The following is an 18,582-nucleotide window of genomic DNA, read 5'->3' as shown; positions in this document are numbered from 1 at the left end:
GACCGTCAGTTGCCCTTTGGCACAAGCCGCTCTTGGAAGAGCGCCTGATGATCACGGCATTGACTCGCGGCAAGCAGAAAAACCCCATGCCCACCCTCGGTGAACTCGAGCCAGGTGAAGTCGACTTCAGGATAAAGCGCCTCGACATGCACCTGACTGTTGCCGACTTCGACAATCAGGCTGCCCTTTTCCGTCAGATGGTCCGCCGCCTCCGCCAGTATTCTTCGAACGAGATCCAAACCATCGTCACCGCAAGCCAGGCCGAGTGCCGGCTCATGCTGGAACTCGGCAGGCATATCGGCAAAGTCTTCGGCGTCCACATACGGCGGATTGGAAACGATCAGGTCAAAGCGCTGTTTGGGTAAACCATCGAATCCATCGCTCTGAACGGTGTAGACCCGGTCTTCCAGACCATGCTGTTCAATGTTGCGATTGGCCACTTCCAGCGCTTCGAATGACAGGTCGGCCAACAGCACCTCGGCATCAAGAAACTCATAGGCGCAGGCAATGCCGATGCAACCGGAGCCGGTACAGAGATCCAGAATTCGTGCTGGCGCCTGCGCCAACCACGGCTCGAAGCGTCGTTCAATCAATTGGCCAATCGGCGAGCGCGGAATCAGCACGTGATCGTTGACGATGAATGGAAGCCCGCAAAACCAGGCCTGTCCAAGCAGATAAGCAGTCGGTACGCGTTGCTCGATCCGTCGCTGCAACAGAGTCTGCAGATGTTCACGCTCATCGTCTTCCAGCCGACAATCGAGATAGCTGTCAGCCATTTCCCAGGGCAAGTGCAAGGCGCCCAGTACCAACTGACGCGCCTCGTCCCAAGCGTTGTCCGTGCCGTGGCCGAAGAAAAGTTGCTCGGCGTGGAAGCGGCTGACAGCCCAGCGAATATGATCACGCAAAGTACGCAAACGGGAAGGCGAAGCGGTCACGGGGCATCTCCTCTAAAAAGGGCGGAAGTCTAGCCGATGGCCACGCGCGTTTCGCGAGTTTTGCGGTTATGTGCGATGGCAAAACGCCCATAACACCAATCTATATGACCAATTCATCACTTAATGGCTGTTCACATCTCGCGCGACTGGCGCCACAATCATGCCCCTCTCAGAACAAGGAGTCAGTCATGTCCAAGCCACAGACCATGCTTCAGCTCAGTGGCCGCAGTTATGCACCGGCGACTCTGGCCAACGCGACCCTTGTCGTCATTGACGTTCAGGAAGAATATCGGACGGGGACACTGGCACTACCGAATCTGACGTCGGCGCTTGAGCAGGTCAGCGAGCTACTGACCGCCGCCCGCGCGGCTGGCGCACCCATCGTGCATGTCCACCATTTGGGCATTCCGGGTGGGCTGTTCGATCCTCAAGGGCTACGCGGTCAGATCATGCCGGAGGCAGCGCCGCTTCCTGGCGAAACGGTGATCGGCAAAACGCTGCCCAACGCATTTGCCGGCACACGATTGCATGAACTTTTGCAGCAGCATGGTCGCCTCGACCTCATTGTTTGTGGGTTCATGACACATTCAAGCGTGAGCACCACGGTCCGCGCCGCAAAAGATTACGGCTACCGTTGCACACTCGTTGACAAGGCCTGTGCCACACGCGACCTGCCGATGGGAGACGGCGCAATTGCGGCGGCAGAGGTGCATCGTATGGAGATGACCATTCTCGCGGACAACTTTGCGGTCTGCGTAGCTGATGCCGGCGCATTGGTACAAGCCGCAACCGAACCGAACCGAAAAGTGTTAGCTGACATCGAATAGACTGGCCCAATGGATTCAGGAGTAGCAGGCTGTTGATACCTGGCCTGCCCTGGCAACCCGGCTGTAGAAAAATCTCAGCGTGATCTTCAAGTACAGTCAAACCCGGCGTCTTCGGCTGCTTTCGCCTCGTCTTGCCTACCTCGCCTGCGTTTTTTAACGGGGCGATAGCCGTTCTGAGGAGCGAACTGGAATGAAACGAACCGATGGATTCGATGCTCGCCGTCTCCGCCCTCGCCAACACCGCAGCTGGGGCTCGCGACTTGGGGCCGCGCTCGGCCTGCTGCTGATCGTCTCTGGAGTGCTCTTCACCGGCATTGGCGCGGCTTCGCTGTTTAGCGAAATCGAAGCCCTCACTAGCATGCCGCTGGATAAAGAAGCCGCAGTGACGTTGTTGACCTTGGGCGTGGTTCTACTTCTCCTAGGCATGATCATCCGACGCCGAGCTCGCCGCCGCGCGCACGCATCGAACGACTTGAGCCTGTCGCCGCGCCTCGGAAAAAGGCGCTGAGATGTCGGCCAGCCCGATGTCGTCGTCGGCAATGGATGCGGCTCACGACAGAAGCTTTGCGATAAAATGGCCGACTAACGCGGAGGCCTCATGCAAGACGATGATTTTTCACTGTTCAGATCAGCTGTGCGTGGCGTCAAGCCGATTGAGCACGATCGGGCTGAGACGGGCAAACCACGCAGCAACAAGGCACAGATCGCCACGCTGCGGGCCAACGCCTCGATCAGCGACGGCGATATCCGGATCGACGGGCTGTCTGATCAGTTTGTAATTGATGTTGCGGCTGAAGACGAACTGTACTGGGTCCGCGACGGTGTTCAGGACAGCCAGATGCGCAAGCTGAAAGCGGGACAAATCCCGTTCGAGGGCAGCCTGGATTTGCATGGACTGAGCGTCGAGAAAGCCCGTGAGCTGCTTTGGGATTTTCTCGCCGAAGCGAGCAAACTCGAGATTCGCTGCGTGCGCGTAACCCATGGCAAGGCAGCACGAAAGGACGGCAAGCGTCCTTTGATCAAAAGCCACGTCAATACGTGGTTACGCCAGCACTCTCAGGTTTTGGGCTTCGCCTCTTGCGTGCCGAGACACGGCGGTACCGGCGCGGTGTATGTGATGCTCAAACGAACCATGCTCGAAGGGCGCGACGAGTAACCCTGGCGCGGCCACTCATGAACCTCTCTAATAAGGCGCGCGCTGCTTGCAGCCCAGCCGTCAAGTCCCTAACCTTCGCACTCGCGCTTATTTGCAAGCCTGACAGGTAGACAAATGTCTCTGGAAACACATTACACCGCGATCCTTGGCCAACTGGGTGAGGACGTCAACCGCGAGGGTCTGCTCGATACGCCCAAGCGGGCCGCCAAAGCCATGCAGTACCTGTGCAAGGGCTACCAGCAGACGCTGGAGGACGTTACGAATGGCGCACTGTTCAGCTCCGACAACAGCGAAATGGTGCTGGTCAAGAACATCGAACTCTATTCGTTGTGCGAGCATCACATGCTGCCCTTCATCGGTAAGGCTCATGTCGCCTATTTGCCCAACGGCAAGGTGCTCGGCCTGTCGAAGGTCGCCCGCATCGTAGACATGTATGCGCGCCGGCTGCAGATCCAGGAAAATCTCACCCGCGAGATTGCAGAAGCGATTCAGCAGGTTACAGGTGCATGGGGGGTCGCTGTGGTGATCGAAGCGCAGCACATGTGCATGATGATGCGCGGCGTCGAGAAACAGAACTCATCGATGGTCACCTCGGTCATGCTCGGCCAATTTCGCGAGAATGCTGCGACCCGCAGCGAATTTCTCGGCTTGGTCAAATAAGCTGCAAGGCTGTGAGCCTAACCGTGCCCGCGTGAGGCTAGCGCCTTAACCACGCGGTCACGTTTGGCGTTAATCGTACATACCGACATGGCGAGGGTGACTTTCTACACGCTGCAGCCAAGCGCTGATGGCCGGGTAGCGATCAAGGCTGAAGCCACCCTCCTCGGCTACATGGGTATAAGCATAGAGCGCCACATCCGCGATCGAGTAACGCTCGCCAACCAGATATGACGTGCGAAGTAGTTGCTGCTCCATCACATCGAGCGCGTGATAGCCATCCAGCTGCTTGGCAGCATACTCATCAAGGCGATCATCAGGCAGCTCGAGGTAAACCTTGATGAAGCGCGCTACAGCGATGAAGGGTTCATGGCTGTATTGCTCAAAGAACTGCCACTGAAGAACCTGGGTCCGCAAGCGAGCATCGGCCGGCAGGTATTCGCTTCCTTCGGCAAGAAAATTCAGAATCGCATTCGATTCCCATAGGCAGGTACCGTCTTGCAGTTCGAGCACCGGAATCTTGCCGTTGGGATTCTTTTCCAGAAAGGCAGCCTCGCGGCTTTCACCGCGCAGGATATCCACCGGAATCCACTCATACGCCAGCCCGAGCAAGTGCAGCATCAGCTTCACTTTGTAGCAATTGCCGGACCGATGGTCGCCATAAACCTTGTAAGTCATTTGCCCCTCCAGCGGCTGTTCCCACCGCGCCTGAACTAGGCTGCTTCGACCAACAGCGCCTCACGGATTACCCCTGCCAGCCGGCGAATGCCTTCATCAAGGCGCTCTGGTGCGACGTGACTGAAGTTAAGCCGCAGATATCCAAGATTCTGTTCTGGGTCGACGAAGAACGGTTCGCCCGGCATGAACACCACGTCCTGTGCTAGCGCCGAATCAAGCAGCGTTCGGGTGTCGATCGATTGTTTCAGCTGCAGCCAGAAGAAAAGCCCGCCCTGTGGTACCAACCAATCGGCGAGATCAGTGAAATGTTCCGCCAACGCCGCCTGCATAGCATCCCGACGCAGGCGGTAGAAGCTGCGCAGCTCGCTCAGGTGCGCCCGATATTGCTCACTGCCAAGCCACTGAAGCGCCTGCCACTGACCGATGCGATTGGTGTGCAAGTCAGCTGACTGCTTCAGACGTAACAGATAAGGGAACAGGTCTGGGGTCGCGATCAGATAGCCGACTCGCAGCCCCGGTAGCAGCGTCTTGGAAACCGTCCCGGTGTAGATCCAGCTCGCCTTGTGCAAGCGGCTAACGATTGGGCGAGCCCGCCCGTCGTCAAATACCAGTTCGCGATAGGGCTCATCTTCAATCAGGGTTACGCCAAACTCATCAAGCAGCGCGGCTACTGCGTCGCGCTTTTCCTCGCTATAACGCACCGCCGAAGGGTTCTGGAACGTCGGAATAAGATAGGCAAAAGCCGGCTTGTGCTGCTCCAGCCGCTGACGCAGCGCGGCCAGCGATGGGCCATCGGTTTCCTGCGCCACTGCCGGACACTCGGCACCGAATAATTGAAAGGCCTGCAGCGCAGCCAAGTAAGTCGGCGCCTCAAGCAGCACCTCGGTGCCCCGATCAATGAACAGCTTGGAAGCGAGGTCCAGCGTCTGCTGGGAACCACTGACAATGAGTACCTGGCTGGCAGAACAAGAAACTCCGATGGCACGTGCTTCAGCAGCGATGGCTTCGCGTAAGGCGGGCTCCCCTTCACTCATCCCGTACTGCCCCAGGCTCGCCGGCATAGGCGCCCAATCTACCTTCGGCAACATGGGCTCGGCAGGCAATCCACCGGCGAACGACATCACCTCAGGTCGCTGTGCAGCGGCAAGAATTTCACGGATCAGCGAGCTTTTCAGGCGGTCGACGCGTTCGGAGAAGGCCATGGGGCACCAGATGCGGGGAAAAGAAAAATGAGTCAAACTGCTTGACCGAAATTACGCCCCCAATCGTGAATACGTCAATATGCCTGACCTAAAAAAAAGCACTGTCCAGCGCCAGATCATGGAGAGTTTCTTTCTGGGCTACCAGGCCTTTACCGCCAAGCCGGACGAGATGCTTGCTCGACGCGGACTGTCCCGGGTGCATCACCGGATCCTGTTTTTTATCGCCAGTTATCCAGACCTCAGTGTGAAGGAGCTACTCGGTTACCTGGGGGTCAGCAAGCAGGCCTTGAATACGCCGTTGCGCCAGCTGATCGAGATGCACCTTGTGGAAAGCAGGACGGCCGATGACGACAAGCGCAAGCGCATGCTGCGCTTCACCGCGGAAGGTGCAAAGCTCGAACAGGCATTGCGACGCGAGCAGGTGCGGTTGCTCGAACGGGCCTTTGAGCATGCAGGAGAAGATGCAGTGAATGGCTGGCTGGCGGTAAACCAAGCACTGGCAACGGGCATGACGCGCATCTGAAAACCGGCCGGCAGTCAGACTGCTAACTGGCTGCAGTGCTGCCCAACCACTAAAGGCGGGTCTAAGCACCAAACCTTGCTCGATCCCAAAGACACAAAATTCAGGCACAAAAAAGGGCGACCGCAGTCGCCCTTTTTTATGGATTACAGAACTTAGTTCTGGTTTTCCATTTGTGCACGGATCAGATCACCAATGGTGGTCGGACCGGCAGTCGGCTCTACGTCCTGCTTGGTACGCAGTTCCTTCATCGCGTCCTTCTCGTCTTCAACGTCTTTCGACTTGATGGACAAGCTGATAACGCGGCTCTTACGGTCGATGCTGATGATCTTGGCTTCGACTTCTTCGCCTTCTTTCAGTACGTTGCGCGCGTCTTCAACGCGGTCACGGCTGATTTCAGAGGCTTTCAGTGTGGCTTCGATATCGTTGCCCAGATCGATGATGGCGCCTTTGGCGTCAACTTCTTTCACGGTACCGCGAACGATGCTGCCCTTGTCATTGACGGCGGCGTAGTTGGAGAACGGATCGTCTTCCAGCTGCTTGATGCCCAGGGAGATGCGCTCACGCTCCGGGTCGACCGAGAGGATAACGGTGTCCAGCTCGTCGCCCTTCTTGAAGCGACGCACGGCTTCTTCGCCAGCTTCGTTCCAGGAGATATCGGACAGGTGAACCAGACCGTCGATGCCGCCGTCCAGACCAATGAAGATACCGAAATCGGTGATCGACTTGATGGTGCCGGAGATGCGGTCGCCCTTGTTGAACTGGCCAGAGAAGTCTTCCCATGGGTTGGACTTGCACTGCTTGATGCCCAGGGAGATACGACGACGCTCTTCGTCGATGTCCAGAACCATGACTTCCACTTCGTCGCCGACCTGTACAACCTTCGACGGGTGGATGTTCTTGTTGGTCCAATCCATCTCGGAAACGTGCACCAGACCTTCAACGCCCTCTTCCAGCTCAGCGAAACAGCCGTAGTCGGTCAGATTGGTAACACGCGCGACAACGCGGGTGTTTTCCGGGTAACGAGCCTTGATGGCAACCCATGGGTCTTCACCCAGCTGCTTCAGACCCAGCGACACGCGGTTACGCTCGCGGTCGAACTTCAGCACCTTGACGTCGATCTCGTCGCCAACATTGACGATTTCCGACGGATGCTTGATACGCTTCCAGGCCATGTCGGTGATGTGCAGCAGGCCGTCCACGCCGCCCAGGTCCACGAAGGCGCCGTAGTCGGTGAGGTTCTTGACGATACCCTTGACCTGCTGGCCTTCCTGCAGCGATTCCAGCAGAGCTTCACGCTCGGCGCTGTTCTCGGCTTCCAGGACGCTACGACGGGAAACGACAACGTTGTTGCGCTTCTGGTCAAGCTTGATGACCTTGAATTCGAGTTCCTTGCCTTCCAGGTGAGTGGTATCACGCACTGGACGGACATCAACCAGGGAACCTGGCAGGAACGCACGGATGCCGTTAACGTCGACAGTGAAGCCGCCCTTAACCTTACCGTTGATAACGCCCTTGACCACTTCCTCAGCTGCGAAAGCCGCTTCCAGAACAATCCAGCACTCTGCACGCTTGGCTTTTTCGCGGGACAGCTTGGTTTCACCGAAGCCATCTTCAACCGCGTCCAGCGCAACGTGAACTTCGTCACCCACGCTGATGGTCAGCTCGCCCTGCTCGTTGTAGAACTGCTCGACCGGGATGACGCCCTCGGACTTCAGACCGGCATGAACAGTGACCCAGTCACCGTCGATGTCGACCACGATGCCGGTGATGATCGCACCCGGCTGCATGTCGAGGGTTTTTAGGCTTTCTTCAAAAAGTTCTGCAAAGCTTTCGCTCATGTTTATTCCTGCTGTTTTCGGACGAGGATCCGCCCAATCTCCACATCCCAGATAGAAGTGGGTTCATTCATATAAAAAAAGGCCTGCGGGACTAGATCTGGTCTCCCACATGCCTCCTTGTTAACAGCCCCCGAATTGGGTGACCGTCAGGCCGCCTCTCGGCGGTCGCTCTTCAGGCGAAATCGCGTTTGGCAACTTCGCTCAGAATCTGTCCTAGCACCTGCTCGATGGAAAGATCGGTGGAATCCAGCTGAACCGCATCATCTGCCGGCTTCAATGGCGCCACGTCACGCTGGGTATCACGCTCGTCGCGCGCCCGTATCTCATCGAGAAGACTCGCGAGATTAACATCATCACCCTTGCTATTCAACTGAAGGTAACGGCGTCGGGCCCGTTCTTCGGCACTGGCCGTAAGGTAAATCTTCAATGGCGCGTCGGGGAAAACCACCGTACCCATATCTCGACCGTCAGCAACAAGTCCGGGCGGTTCACGAAAGGCTTTCTGCCGCTGCAGCAGCGCTTCACGTACCACTGGCAACGCGGCGACCTGTGAGGCCCCAGCGCCGACTTGTTCGTTGCGAATCGCCTGAGTGACGTCTTCGCCCTCCAGGATGATCTGCATTCCCTCGCCACCTTTGGCCGCTCCGAACTGCACATCCAGATGAGCGGCCAGCAGTTTCAGAGCCTCTTCATTGGTCAGATCTACGCCGTGGTTGCGCGCTGCGAAGGCAAGCAAACGGTACAGCGCACCGGAATCGAGGAAATTCCACCCCAGCTTGGCCGCCAGTAACGCCGCTACGGTACCTTTGCCGGAACCGCTCGGACCGTCAATGGTGATGACGGGGACCTGCCTGATCATGAGTTATCCTCCACACCAACTCGCATCCCGGCCCGCTCGGCCAGTGCAAGAAAGTTCGGAAACGAGGTAGCAACATTGGCACAATCGTGGATTCGGATCGGTGCACTTGCCCGAAGCGCGGCCACACTGAAGGACATGGCGATACGGTGGTCACCGTGCGCCCAGACCTCTCCGCCACCAAAGGAGCTGCCGCCTTCGATAATAATCCCATCCGGGGTGGGAGTGGCATTCACACCGAGTGCTTGTAGACCATCGGCCATTACCTGAATGCGATCGGACTCCTTGACTCGCAACTCCTCGGCTCCGCGCAGCGTGGTTCGCCCTTCGGCACAGGATGCAGCCACAAACAGCACAGGGAATTCATCAATCGCCAACGGCACGAGTTCTTCGGGTATATCGATCCCCTTCAGCTGAGCGGCACGCACGCGGATATCCGCAACCGGCTCACCGCCCACTTCGCGCTGATTGATCAATTCGATGTTGGCGCCCATCAGCTTGAGAATGTCGATGACGCCGGTACGAGTCGGATTGACCCCTACGTGTTCGAGCGTGATATCGGAACCCGGCGCAATGCTCGCAGCAACCATAAAGAATGCTGACGACGAAATATCGGCTGGCACTTCGATCTGAGCCGAGCGCAGGGTATGACCTGACTCGACCGTAGCCGTGTTGCCCTCAACCTGCACCGGATAGCCGAAGCCTTGCAGCATCCGCTCGGTATGGTCCCGTGTTGGCGCAGGCTCAGTGACGGATGTCTTTTCGGCAGCATACAGACCCGCGAGGAGCAGGCAGGATTTGACCTGAGCACTGGCCATGGGCATGTCGTAGTGCATACCGGAAAGCTTCTGACCGCCGCGGATGATCATCGGCGGGCGGCCCTCCGGGGCCGTCTCGATCACCGCCCCCATCTCGCGCAAGGGCTTGGCGACACGGTTCATCGGCCGCTTGGACAGCGAGGCGTCGCCGGTCAGGGTGGTATCGAACGGCTGGGCTGCGAGCAAGCCGGACAGCAGGCGCATTGATGTGCCGGAATTACCGAGATAGATCGGCCCTGGCGGCGCCTTCAAGCCATGCAGGCCGACACCGTGAACCGTCACACGCCCCTGATTAGGGCCCTCGATAACCACACCCATGTCGCGGAATGCCTGGATGGTTGCCAGTGCATCCTCACCTTCAAGAAAGCCCTCAACTTCTGTGGTGCCTTCTGCGAGCGAACCAAGCATGATGGATCGATGAGAAATGGATTTGTCACCTGGAACACGAATTTGGCCGCTGAGGCTGCCGCCAGGATTGGCGAGGAAGATCAGATCTTTGGAATGCATAACGTCCACATAGGCTCTGCGAGCCAGTATTTTGCTGAAATGTTCCCGGGCAGCCTTGGCGCGCGTGAACACGCCCAACAATGTATGCCCGTCTCCTTCATCGACCGCGGCGCGCAGGGCGTCGAGGTCGGCACGAAAATCGTCCAGGGTATGCAGCACCGCTTCTCGATTGGCGAGAAAGATGTCGTGCCACATCACCGGATCGCTGCCCGCAATACGGGTGAAATCTCGAAACCCACCCGCGGCGTAGCGAAATATTTCCAGGTTCTCGTTGCGCTTTGCCAGCGAATCCACAAGACCAAATGCCAGTAAATGCGGCAGATGACTGGTCGCGGCCAGCACTTCATCGTGATGCCGGACATCCATATGCTCGACATCGGCGCCCAAGGCACGCCACAACCCATCTACAAGCGCTAGCGCAGCCGGATCGGTATCTTCCAGAGGCGTCAGGATTACCTTGTGCCGGCGGAAAAGCGTGCTTTGGGCAGCTGTGACACCACTCTGTTCCGAGCCGGCTATCGGATGCCCAGGCACGAAGCGAGGCGGCATTCGACCAAACTGTTCGCGGGCGCAGCGGACCACGTTGCCTTTGGCGCTGCCTACGTCAGTCAACACCGACTGCCCGAGATCGAGCCGCGCGAGTTCGGCCAGCAGGCGCTCCATCGCCAGGATCGGGACGGCAAGCTGAATCACGTCTGCGCCCTGACAGGCCTCGGCGAGGCTGCTAGCGCAGCGATCCACTACTCCGAGTTCGACCGCTAACTCGCGCGACCGTGGGTCCAAGTCAAACCCGACGACCTCGCCACAGTGCCCGCCTTCACGCAGCCCCCTGGCGAACGAGCCACCAATCAGACCCAGACCAACGACGGCCAGTCGAGGCAGCGGCTTCGTTCCGGGGAGCGGCTCGCCGTTTCGGCTCAACGTCCAAGCGCCTTGCGCAGAACTTCCAGAAACCGTTCGTTCTCAGCGCCGGTACCGATCGACACCCTGAGAAAAGTCGGCATCCCGTAAACAGCCACAGGCCGTACGATCACTCCGTCACGCAGCAATACCTGGTTGATGGGGGCCGCGTCACGGCCAAAATCGACCGCTATGAAATTACCTTTGGAAGGTATCCATTCCAGCCCCAGCTCTTTGAATCCCGCTTCCAGTTGCTGCATACCAGCGGCATTGCTGGCACGGCTTCTGGCCAGGTATTCGTGGTCATCAAGCGCTGCACAAGCCGCGGCTTGCGCGAGGCTGTTGACATTGAATGGCTGTCGCACGCGATTAAGGACATCCGCGATCTGAGCTGAACAGATCGCATAGCCCACGCGCAGCGCCGCCAACCCGTAGGCCTTGGAAAAAGTGCGTGAAACCAGCAGGTTCGAGTGCGAGCTCAGGAAAGCCAATCCGTCCGGCAGCTCCCCATCATCGGCATATTCGATATAAGCCTCATCGAGAACCACCAGGACATGCTCAGGCACGGCAGCCAGGAATTGCTCCAGCGCTGCGGCGCTGAACCAGGTACCTGTAGGGTTATTGGGGTTGGCGATAAACACGACCCGGGTGTTCGCATCAATGGCGGCCTGCATGGCATTCAGATCATGCCCCCACTGCTTGGCAGCGACAGCCCTGGCCTCAGCGCCCACAGCTTGGGTAGCAATGGGATAAACCGCAAACGCATGCTCGCTGAACACCGCATTGAGACCAGGGGCTAGATAGGCCCGTGCGACCAGCTCGAGTATGTCGTTGGAGCCATTTCCGAGCGTGACCTGCTCGATGCCGACGCCGTAACGCTGCGCCAGTTTCTGCTTTAGCGCGAAACCGTTGCCGTCGGGATAGCGGGTCAGCTCATCAAGCTGCGCGCGGATCGCATCGAGGGCTTTCGGGCTGGGGCCCAGCGGATTCTCGTTGCTGGCCAGCTTGACGATGGACTGCGGATCGAGATCGAGCTCTCTGGCCAGTTCTTCCACAGGCTTGCCAGGCACATAGGGCGACAGCTTTTGCACACCTGGCTGAGCCAGCGCAAGGAAATCACAAGACATATTCAGCTCCGCTGGAGCTGCAAGCCCGGAGCGTGAAGTCTGAAGCGCCAGGCAAACGACGTTGCTCTCGACTTCCAGCCTCAGCTGCCAGCTTGCAGCTGCTATTTAGAGTACTGCTTTGGGATAGGACCCCAGCACCTTCAGTGCCACCGCTTCGCGGCCGATTTTCTCCAGGACATCCTTGATCAAGGGATCCTGATGGTGACCGATGCAGTCGATGAAGAACACATAGGTCCATTTGCCGCTGCGCGACGGCCGCGTTTCGATCCGCGTGAGATCGATGCCATTGGAATGAAACGGCATCAACAGCTCATGCAGCGCGCCCGGCTTGTTGCGCATGGAAACGATGATCGAGGTTTTGTCATCACCGGTGGGCGGTACTTCCTGGCTGCCGATGATAAGAAAGCGCGTGGAATTGTCCGGGCGATCCTCGATTTTTTCGGCAATTTTGGTCAAGCCATACAACTGCGCCGCCATGTCGCCGGCGATCGCAGCGGAGTTCCACTCGCTTTTGACCCGCTTCGCGGCGTCTGCATTGCTGGAAACCGCCACGCGCTCGACGTTCGGGTAGTGCGCATCAAGCCACTTGCGGCATTGCGCCAGCGACTGGGCATGCGAGTAGATACGGGTGATGCGATCCGTCTTGGTTGTCTCGCCCACCAATAAGTGATGATGGATGCGAAGCTCGACTTCGCCGCAGATGACGATGTCGTGCTCGAGAAAACTGTCGAGGGTATGGTTGACCGCCCCTTCGGTGGAGTTCTCCACAGGCACTACGCCGAAATTGACCGCACCGGCGACCACTTCACGGAACACCTCGTCGATCGCGGCCATCGGCTTGCTGATCACCGCCTGACCGAAATGCTTGAGCGCCGCAGCCTGGGAGAAGGTGCCTTCCGGCCCAAGGTAGGCAACCCGCAGCGGCTGTTCCAGCGCCAGGCAGGACGACATGATTTCCCGGAAGAGGCGTGCCATTTCCTCGTTATCCAGTGGCCCCTTGTTCAGCTCCATGATGTGCTTGAGCACCCAGGCCTCGCGCTCGGGGCGATAGAACACCGCTTCCTCGCCCTCCGCGAGCGCGGCTGTCTTGACCCGAGCCACGTCCTGAGCGCAACGAGCCCGCTCACTGATCAGCTCGAGAATCTTCTCGTCGAGACTGTCGATGCGTACACGCAGCGCCTTCAGCCGATCGACATCGCTCATTAGCCGTGCTCCTTCTCGAACTCGCGCATATAGGCGACCAGCGCTTCGACCGCATCCAGGCCGACCGCGTTGTAGATGGAAGCACGCATGCCTCCCACTGAACGGTGACCCTTGAGGTTGAGTAGCCCACGCGCGTCCGCACCGGCCAGGAACGCTTTGTCCAGCTGCTCATCGGCAAGCCTGAACGGGACATTCATCCAGGAACGGGCGTTGGTGGCTATTGGATTGGAATAGAAATCGCTTGAATCGATCACGCCGTAGAGCAAGTCCTTCTTCGCGCGGTTGCGCTGCTCCATGGCTTCGACGCCACCCTGCTCCTTCAGCCACTCGAACACTAGGCCCGAGAGGTACCAGGAAAAGGTCGCCGGTGTGTTGTACATCGAACCATTGTCGGCGGCGATCTGGTAATTGAGCATGGTCGGGCAGCTGGAACGCGCCCGCCCAAGCAGGTCCTCACGAACGATTACCACCACCAGACCCGATGGCCCGATGTTCTTTTGCGCACCCGCATAGATCAGACCAAAGCGGGAAACATCCAGCTGTCGCGAAAGAATATCCGACGACATATCGACAACGAGCGGGGTGTCGCCTACCTCCGGAACCCAGTCGAACTGCAAGCCGCCGATGGTTTCGTTACTTGCATAATGCAGGTACGAGGCATTGGCGCTCAGCTTCCACTCGTTCTGGCCTGGGATGGCGAAATAGTCATAGGGTTTGGCGCTGGCGGCTACATTGACGTGGCCGAAACGCTTGGCTTCCTCAATGCTCTTTCGCGACCAGATGCCGGTATCAATGTAATCGGCGACGCCATCTTCAGGGAGCAGATTCAGCGGTATCTCGGCAAACTGCTGGCTGGCACCGCCCTGCAGAAACAGCACTTTGTAGTTCGAAGGAATGCTCAGCAGATCGCGCAGATCCTGCTCGGCCTTCTCGGCAATCGCTGTGTACTCGTCACTGCGATGGCTCATTTCCATCACGGATAGACCGCGTCCATGCCAGTCAAGGAGTTCAGCCTGGGCGCGCTGCAGTACGGCCTCAGGGAGCGCGGCCGGGCCAGCGCAGAAATTGAACGCGCGTTTGCTCATCTTCGTTCTCTCAAAAACGGTCGATACCTAGCTCGCTCCGTCCGCGCCAAGGGCTCGGCTCAGTGCTCGCCATTCCTTCATCTGCAAAGAGGCACACACGAAACGACGGCGAAGCCTTCAAGGCTGCGCCGTCGTCCGATCAATCCTCGTCGTCGGTGGGCACTACATCTGGCGGAACGTCGCCCCCGCCGCCCAGCAAATCATCTTCGCCTGGCTCGGTGCTGACTACGGGCATTTCCTTATCCAGCGCATCTTCATCGATTACCGCCTCGATATCTTCCAGGACGTCCTCTTCGGAAGGTTCTTGTACCCGCTCAAGGCCTACAAGGTGTTCATTCTTGCCCAGCTTGATGAGGGTAACGCCCTGCGTGTTGCGGCCCAGCGAAGACACCTCGTCGACTCGCGTACGCACCAGCGTGCCCTGATCGGAAATCAACATGATTTCCTCGCCTGACTGCACCTGAACTGCGCCAACCAACGGCCCGTTCCGATCATTGGAGACCATTGCAATCACACCCTGACCGCCACGACCGCGGCGCGGGAACTCATCCAGCACGGTGCGCTTACCATAACCGTTCAGGCTCGCCGTCAGGATCTGGGCATCTGACTCAGGGATCAGCATCGAAATCAGGCGCTGCCCTTCAGGCAGGCGCATACCACGCACACCGCGGGCGGTACGACCCATGGTGCGGACGTGCTTTTCCTTGAACCGGATAACCTTGCCGCCATCGGAGAACAGCATCACTTCGCGCGCACCATCGGTCACGGCGGCAGCAATGAGGGTATCGCCCTCCTCCAGGCCGAGCGCGATCAGACCCACACTACGCGGGCGGCTGAATTGCGACAGCGGCGTTTTCTTCACGGTGCCCTTCGCGGTGGCCATGAAGATATAAGTACCGGTAGGTTCGTCCACCGACTCGTCGGTCTCGTCACCCTCAATCGACTCTTCGACATCATCGGTTTCGCCGATGATTTCGGCGTCTTCGATATCATCGTCGCCGTTAAGCTGTTGCTGCCGCGCCGCCTCGATATCGACCTGCAACATCGCGGTGATGTGCTCACCCTCGGAGAGCGGCAGCAAGTTCACCAGCGGACGCCCACGAGACGTACGCGAGGCCTCTGGAATTTCATACGTCTTGAGCCAGTAAACCTTGCCTTTGCTGGAGAACAGCAGAAGCGTGGTGTGGCTGTTGGCAACTAGCAGATGCTCGACGTAATCCTCTTCTTTCACGCCGGTTGCAGCCTTGCCGCGACCGCCCCGACGCTGCGCTTGATAAGCGGCAAGCGGCTGGGATTTGGCATAACCGCCGTGGGAGATGGTGACGACGCGCTCTTCTTCGGTGATCAGATCAGCCAGAGTCAGATCCAGCCGCGCTTCGAGAATCTCGGTACGACGCGCGTCGCCGAAATCCCGCTTAACGCCTTCGAGCTCCTCGCGGATAACCTCCATCAGGCGCACCGGGTTGGTCAGGATGCGGATCAGCTCGCCGATCTGGGTGAGAATCTCCTGGTACTCGCTGAGCAGTTTTTCGTGCTCAAGCCCCGTCAGGCGGTGCAGGCGCAGGTCAAGAATGGCCTGGGCCTGTTCCGGAGACAGGTAATACTTGCCGTCGCGCAGACCGTACTGCGGATCGAGACCTTCAGGACGGCAGGAGTCGGCACCGGCGCGCTCGACCATCGCCTCAACTGCACTCGATTCCCACTCCTTGGAGATCAGCGCTTCTTTGGCTTCGGCCGGCGTCGGCGAGGCCTTGATCAGCGCAATCACGGGATCGATGTTGGACAGTGCGACTGCCTGGCCTTCGAGAATATGCCCACGCTCACGCGCCTTGCGCAGCTCATAGACGGTCCGGCGAGTCACGACTTCACGGCGATGGCGGACGAAGGCTTCGAGCAGCTCCTTGAGGTTCAAGGTGCGCGGCTGGCCGTCGATGAGGGCCACCACGTTGATGCCGAACACGCTCTGCAACTGGGTCTGAGCGTAGAGGTTGTTCAGAACGACCTCAGGCACTTCACCGCGGCGCAGCTCGATCACTACGCGCATGCCGTCCTTGTCGGACTCATCGCGCAGCTCGGTGATGCCTTCGAGCTTCTTTTCCTTGACCAACTCGGCGATCTTCTCGATCAGCCGCGCCTTGTTCAGCTGATAAGGCAGCTCGGTGATGACGATCTGCTGACGGCCACCCACCTTGTCGATGTCTTCGATGGTCGAGCGGGCACGCATATAGATGCGTCCGCGACCGGTGCGGTAGGCCTCTACGATGCCGGCGCGGCCGTTGATGATGCCCGCGGTCGGGAAGTCCGGGCCAGGAATGAACTGCATGAGTTCATCAATGGTGATATCGGCGTTTTCGATCAGCGCCAGGCAACCGTCGATGACTTCACTGAGGTTGTGCGGCGGAATGTTGGTCGCCATGCCCACGGCGATACCGCTGGAGCCGTTGACCAACAGGTTTGGAATCTTGGTCGGCATGACTGCCGGGATCTGCTCGGTGCCATCGTAGTTGGGCACCCAGTCGACGGTTTCCTTATCCAGATCCGCCAGCAACTCGTGCGCCAGCTTGGCCATACGCACTTCGGTGTATCGCATGGCTGCAGCGTTATCGCCGTCCACCGAACCGAAGTTGCCCTGGCCGTCGACCAGCATGTAGCGCAGCGAGAAAGGCTGCGCCATACGCACGATAGTGTCGTAAACAGCTGAGTCGCCGTGAGGGTGGTATTTACCGATCACGTCACCGACCACACGGGCGGATTTCTTGTACGGCTTGTTCCAGTCGTTGCCCAGCTCGCTCATGGCAAAAAGCACACGGCGATGCACAGGCTTCAATCCGTCGCGCGCATCCGGCAGCGCACGACCAACGATTACGCTCATGGCGTAGTCGAGGTAGGACTGCTTGAGTTCGTCTTCGATATTGACCGGGAGGATTTCTTTGGCCAGTTCGCCCATGGAAGCCTGGTTCCTTGTAGTCAGCAGGGTCCTGCGATTAAGCGCGGAATGGTATCACAGCTGGGGAGCCGCAGGCTCCAGGATGCACTCTGGAATGCATGACCGGGTGTGCATCGCCAACCTCAATGGAGCCGCTTTCGACTCATCAGCGCGGCGAGCTTGGCCGCATTCGGTCGTTCGACGATGCCTCTTTCAGTGACGATGGCATCGATCAGGTCAGCCGGAGTCACATCGAACACCGGGTTGAATGCCTCGACATCAGCCGCGAACCGTTGGCCGTTGACCTCCAACAGTTCGTGACCGCCGCGCTCCTCGATGGGAATGTCCTCACCTGACTCCAGCTCCATATCGATACTCGAGCTGGCTGCTACCACCATGAACCGTACGCCATGGTGCATGGCCAGCACGGCAAGCTGGTAGGTACCGATCTTGTTGGCGATGTCACCATTGGCCGTGATCCGATCGGCGCCAACAACGACCCAGGTGATGCCGCGGGTCTTCATCAGATGCGCCGCCGCCGAGTCGGCATTCAGCATGACCGGCACGCCCTCGCCGGCCAACTCCCAGGCGGTCAGCCTGGAACCCTGCAGCCACGGACGGGTTTCGTCGACATAGACACACTCGACCAGCCCTTCCAGGTGTGCCGCGCGGATAACGCCGAGCGCAGTGCCGAACCCTCCGGTAGCCAATGCCCCGGTGTTGCAGTGAGTCAGAATGTTTTGCGAGTTGCCCTGATGCTTGCGAATAAGGTCGACGCCGAATTGCGCCATGGTCAGATTGGCTTCGCGATCACTGGCATGGATGGACGCCGCCTGAGCCTCGGCAGCGGTCAGCGGATCTTCGCCGGGCTTCAGACGGTCAAGGCGTTCGCGCATCTGGTTCAGCGCCCAAGACAAATTGACGGCGGTTGGACGCGTGGCCGCCAGCAGCTCAAAGTCGGATTCAAGTGCCGCACGCCAGTCCTCAGCTTCGGCGAGCCGGGCCCTTAGTCCCATGACCAGTCCGTAGGCGGCGCTGATACCGATGGCTGGCGCGCCGCGCACGACCATTTCACGGATCGCCGCGGCCACCGCTGCAGCAGAATTACAGGTGTGCCAGAGCTCCTCCAGGGGCAGCTTGCGCTGGTCGAGCAAACGCAGCTGTCCGCCCTCCCATTCGATGGCCTTTACCTTTTCCGCGGCCAACAAACGTTCACGCATGGCATACCTCTTTTAGTAAGCAGTGGCCTGGCTGACGAGCGCTTCGGCGCGAAATCAAGGCCGGAAAACAAAGAAGCCCGGTCGCTTTCGGGCCGGGCTTCCTCGCTTCAATAGATTGGGACGG

The 18,582-nt window shown here is 58.8% G+C and carries 16 protein-coding genes; 5 read left to right on the top strand and 11 right to left on the bottom strand.

What is annotated here, in order from left to right; genetic code table 11:
• Nucleotides 1–5: 5 nt before the first annotated feature.
• The gene (gene prmB / locus ACSSNI_RS05420; protein ID WP_200637024.1) at nucleotides 6–935 is read right to left on the bottom strand and encodes a 50S ribosomal protein L3 N(5)-glutamine methyltransferase; all 930 of its coding nucleotides are present in this window, start codon (nucleotides 933–935) and stop codon (nucleotides 6–8) included.
• A 188-nt stretch (nucleotides 936–1,123) separates the two neighbouring features.
• Here prmB and ACSSNI_RS05415 point away from each other — a divergent pair, with 188 nt between their 5' ends.
• The 4 genes from ACSSNI_RS05415 to folE all read left to right on the top strand — a co-directional run bounded on the left by ACSSNI_RS05415 (nucleotide 1,124) and on the right by folE (nucleotide 3,578).
• Nucleotides 1,124–1,762 (top strand): cysteine hydrolase family protein, encoded by a 639-nt coding sequence (locus ACSSNI_RS05415; RefSeq protein WP_200637026.1) that lies wholly within the window; start codon nucleotides 1,124–1,126, stop codon nucleotides 1,760–1,762.
• A gap of 190 nt (nucleotides 1,763–1,952) precedes the next feature.
• Nucleotides 1,953–2,270, top strand: a complete 318-nt coding sequence (locus tag ACSSNI_RS05410; RefSeq protein WP_200637028.1) for a hypothetical protein — start codon at nucleotides 1,953–1,955, stop codon at nucleotides 2,268–2,270.
• Between the two features lie 90 nt (nucleotides 2,271–2,360).
• Complete coding sequence (locus ACSSNI_RS05405; RefSeq protein WP_102835438.1) at nucleotides 2,361–2,918, top strand: Smr/MutS family protein; 558 nt, start codon at nucleotides 2,361–2,363, stop codon at nucleotides 2,916–2,918.
• A gap of 114 nt (nucleotides 2,919–3,032) precedes the next feature.
• Nucleotides 3,033–3,578, top strand: a complete 546-nt coding sequence (gene folE / locus ACSSNI_RS05400) for a GTP cyclohydrolase I FolE (RefSeq protein ID WP_045427837.1) — start codon at nucleotides 3,033–3,035, stop codon at nucleotides 3,576–3,578.
• Between the two features lie 69 nt (nucleotides 3,579–3,647).
• On the opposite strand, the gene ACSSNI_RS05395 is transcribed toward folE, so the two are convergent.
• Both ACSSNI_RS05395 and ACSSNI_RS05390 read right to left on the bottom strand, forming a co-directional pair.
• Nucleotides 3,648–4,253 carry a glutathione S-transferase family protein gene (locus tag ACSSNI_RS05395; protein ID WP_159968417.1) on the bottom strand — a complete coding sequence of 202 codons (606 nt, stop codon included), beginning with the start codon at nucleotides 4,251–4,253 and terminating at the stop codon, nucleotides 3,648–3,650.
• A 35-nt stretch (nucleotides 4,254–4,288) separates the two neighbouring features.
• Nucleotides 4,289–5,455, bottom strand: coding sequence for an aminotransferase-like domain-containing protein (locus ACSSNI_RS05390; RefSeq protein WP_200637030.1), 1,167 nt, complete (start codon nucleotides 5,453–5,455; stop codon nucleotides 4,289–4,291).
• Nucleotides 5,456–5,534: 79 nt separating this feature from the next.
• On the opposite strand from ACSSNI_RS05390, the gene ACSSNI_RS05385 reads away from it, so the two are divergent.
• Nucleotides 5,535–5,978: a MarR family winged helix-turn-helix transcriptional regulator gene (locus ACSSNI_RS05385; protein WP_200637032.1), complete on the top strand. Its 444-nt coding sequence runs from the start codon at nucleotides 5,535–5,537 to the stop codon at nucleotides 5,976–5,978.
• Between the two features lie 152 nt (nucleotides 5,979–6,130).
• On the opposite strand, the gene rpsA is transcribed toward ACSSNI_RS05385, so the two are convergent.
• From rpsA to mtnA, 8 genes are all read right to left on the bottom strand, one after another.
• Nucleotides 6,131–7,816, bottom strand: coding sequence for a 30S ribosomal protein S1 (gene rpsA, locus ACSSNI_RS05380; protein ID WP_083380720.1), 1,686 nt, complete (start codon nucleotides 7,814–7,816; stop codon nucleotides 6,131–6,133).
• Between the two features lie 172 nt (nucleotides 7,817–7,988).
• Nucleotides 7,989–8,675, bottom strand: coding sequence for a (d)CMP kinase (gene cmk, locus ACSSNI_RS05375; RefSeq protein ID WP_148924043.1), 687 nt, complete (start codon nucleotides 8,673–8,675; stop codon nucleotides 7,989–7,991).
• Nucleotides 8,672–10,918 (bottom strand): bifunctional prephenate dehydrogenase/3-phosphoshikimate 1-carboxyvinyltransferase, encoded by a 2,247-nt coding sequence (locus ACSSNI_RS05370; RefSeq protein WP_200637034.1) that lies wholly within the window; start codon nucleotides 10,916–10,918, stop codon nucleotides 8,672–8,674. The genes cmk and ACSSNI_RS05370 overlap by 4 nt, the downstream gene beginning before the upstream one ends.
• On the bottom strand, nucleotides 10,915–12,024 hold the full coding sequence (hisC, locus tag ACSSNI_RS05365; RefSeq protein WP_200637036.1) for a histidinol-phosphate transaminase: 1,110 nt from the start codon (nucleotides 12,022–12,024) through the stop codon (nucleotides 10,915–10,917). Before hisC ends, ACSSNI_RS05370 begins: the two co-directional genes overlap by 4 nt.
• A 105-nt stretch (nucleotides 12,025–12,129) precedes the next feature.
• Nucleotides 12,130–13,227, bottom strand: coding sequence for a prephenate dehydratase (gene pheA / locus ACSSNI_RS05360; protein ID WP_102835445.1), 1,098 nt, complete (start codon nucleotides 13,225–13,227; stop codon nucleotides 12,130–12,132).
• Nucleotides 13,227–14,312 (bottom strand): 3-phosphoserine/phosphohydroxythreonine transaminase, encoded by a 1,086-nt coding sequence (gene serC, locus ACSSNI_RS05355; protein ID WP_102835446.1) that lies wholly within the window; start codon nucleotides 14,310–14,312, stop codon nucleotides 13,227–13,229. The genes pheA and serC overlap by 1 nt, the downstream gene beginning before the upstream one ends.
• Nucleotides 14,313–14,451: 139 nt before the next feature.
• Nucleotides 14,452–17,259 carry a DNA gyrase subunit A gene (gene gyrA, locus ACSSNI_RS05350; RefSeq protein ID WP_200637039.1) on the bottom strand — a complete coding sequence of 936 codons (2,808 nt, stop codon included), beginning with the start codon at nucleotides 17,257–17,259 and terminating at the stop codon, nucleotides 14,452–14,454.
• A 122-nt stretch (nucleotides 17,260–17,381) separates the two neighbouring features.
• On the bottom strand, nucleotides 17,382–18,458 hold the full coding sequence (gene mtnA, locus ACSSNI_RS05345; protein WP_200637041.1) for an S-methyl-5-thioribose-1-phosphate isomerase: 1,077 nt from the start codon (nucleotides 18,456–18,458) through the stop codon (nucleotides 17,382–17,384).
• Between the last annotated feature and the right edge of the window lie 124 nt (nucleotides 18,459–18,582).

It is taken from the genome of Stutzerimonas tianxiuensis (genome assembly GCF_053470365.1).
Note: the sequence above shows the minus strand (reverse complement) of the source record. Positions and strands in the feature narration are given on the sequence as shown.

Coding starts and splice junctions, on each gene's coding strand:
- ACSSNI_RS05415 (WP_200637026.1), top strand. CDS start 1,124: ATGTCCAAGCCACAGACCATGCTTCAGCTCAGTGGCCGCAGTTATGCA.
- ACSSNI_RS05410 (WP_200637028.1), top strand. CDS start 1,953: ATGAAACGAACCGATGGATTCGATGCTCGCCGTCTCCGCCCTCGCCAA.
- ACSSNI_RS05405 (WP_102835438.1), top strand. CDS start 2,361: ATGCAAGACGATGATTTTTCACTGTTCAGATCAGCTGTGCGTGGCGTC.
- folE (WP_045427837.1), top strand. CDS start 3,033: ATGTCTCTGGAAACACATTACACCGCGATCCTTGGCCAACTGGGTGAG.
- ACSSNI_RS05395 (WP_159968417.1), bottom strand. CDS start 4,253: ATGACTTACAAGGTTTATGGCGACCATCGGTCCGGCAATTGCTACAAA.
- ACSSNI_RS05390 (WP_200637030.1), bottom strand. CDS start 5,455: ATGGCCTTCTCCGAACGCGTCGACCGCCTGAAAAGCTCGCTGATCCGT.
- ACSSNI_RS05385 (WP_200637032.1), top strand. CDS start 5,535: ATGCCTGACCTAAAAAAAAGCACTGTCCAGCGCCAGATCATGGAGAGT.
- rpsA (WP_083380720.1), bottom strand. CDS start 7,816: ATGAGCGAAAGCTTTGCAGAACTTTTTGAAGAAAGCCTAAAAACCCTC.
- cmk (WP_148924043.1), bottom strand. CDS start 8,675: ATGATCAGGCAGGTCCCCGTCATCACCATTGACGGTCCGAGCGGTTCC.
- hisC (WP_200637036.1), bottom strand. CDS start 12,024: ATGTCTTGTGATTTCCTTGCGCTGGCTCAGCCAGGTGTGCAAAAGCTG.
- pheA (WP_102835445.1), bottom strand. CDS start 13,227: ATGAGCGATGTCGATCGGCTGAAGGCGCTGCGTGTACGCATCGACAGT.
- serC (WP_102835446.1), bottom strand. CDS start 14,312: ATGAGCAAACGCGCGTTCAATTTCTGCGCTGGCCCGGCCGCGCTCCCT.
- gyrA (WP_200637039.1), bottom strand. CDS start 17,259: ATGGGCGAACTGGCCAAAGAAATCCTCCCGGTCAATATCGAAGACGAA.
- mtnA (WP_200637041.1), bottom strand. CDS start 18,458: ATGCGTGAACGTTTGTTGGCCGCGGAAAAGGTAAAGGCCATCGAATGG.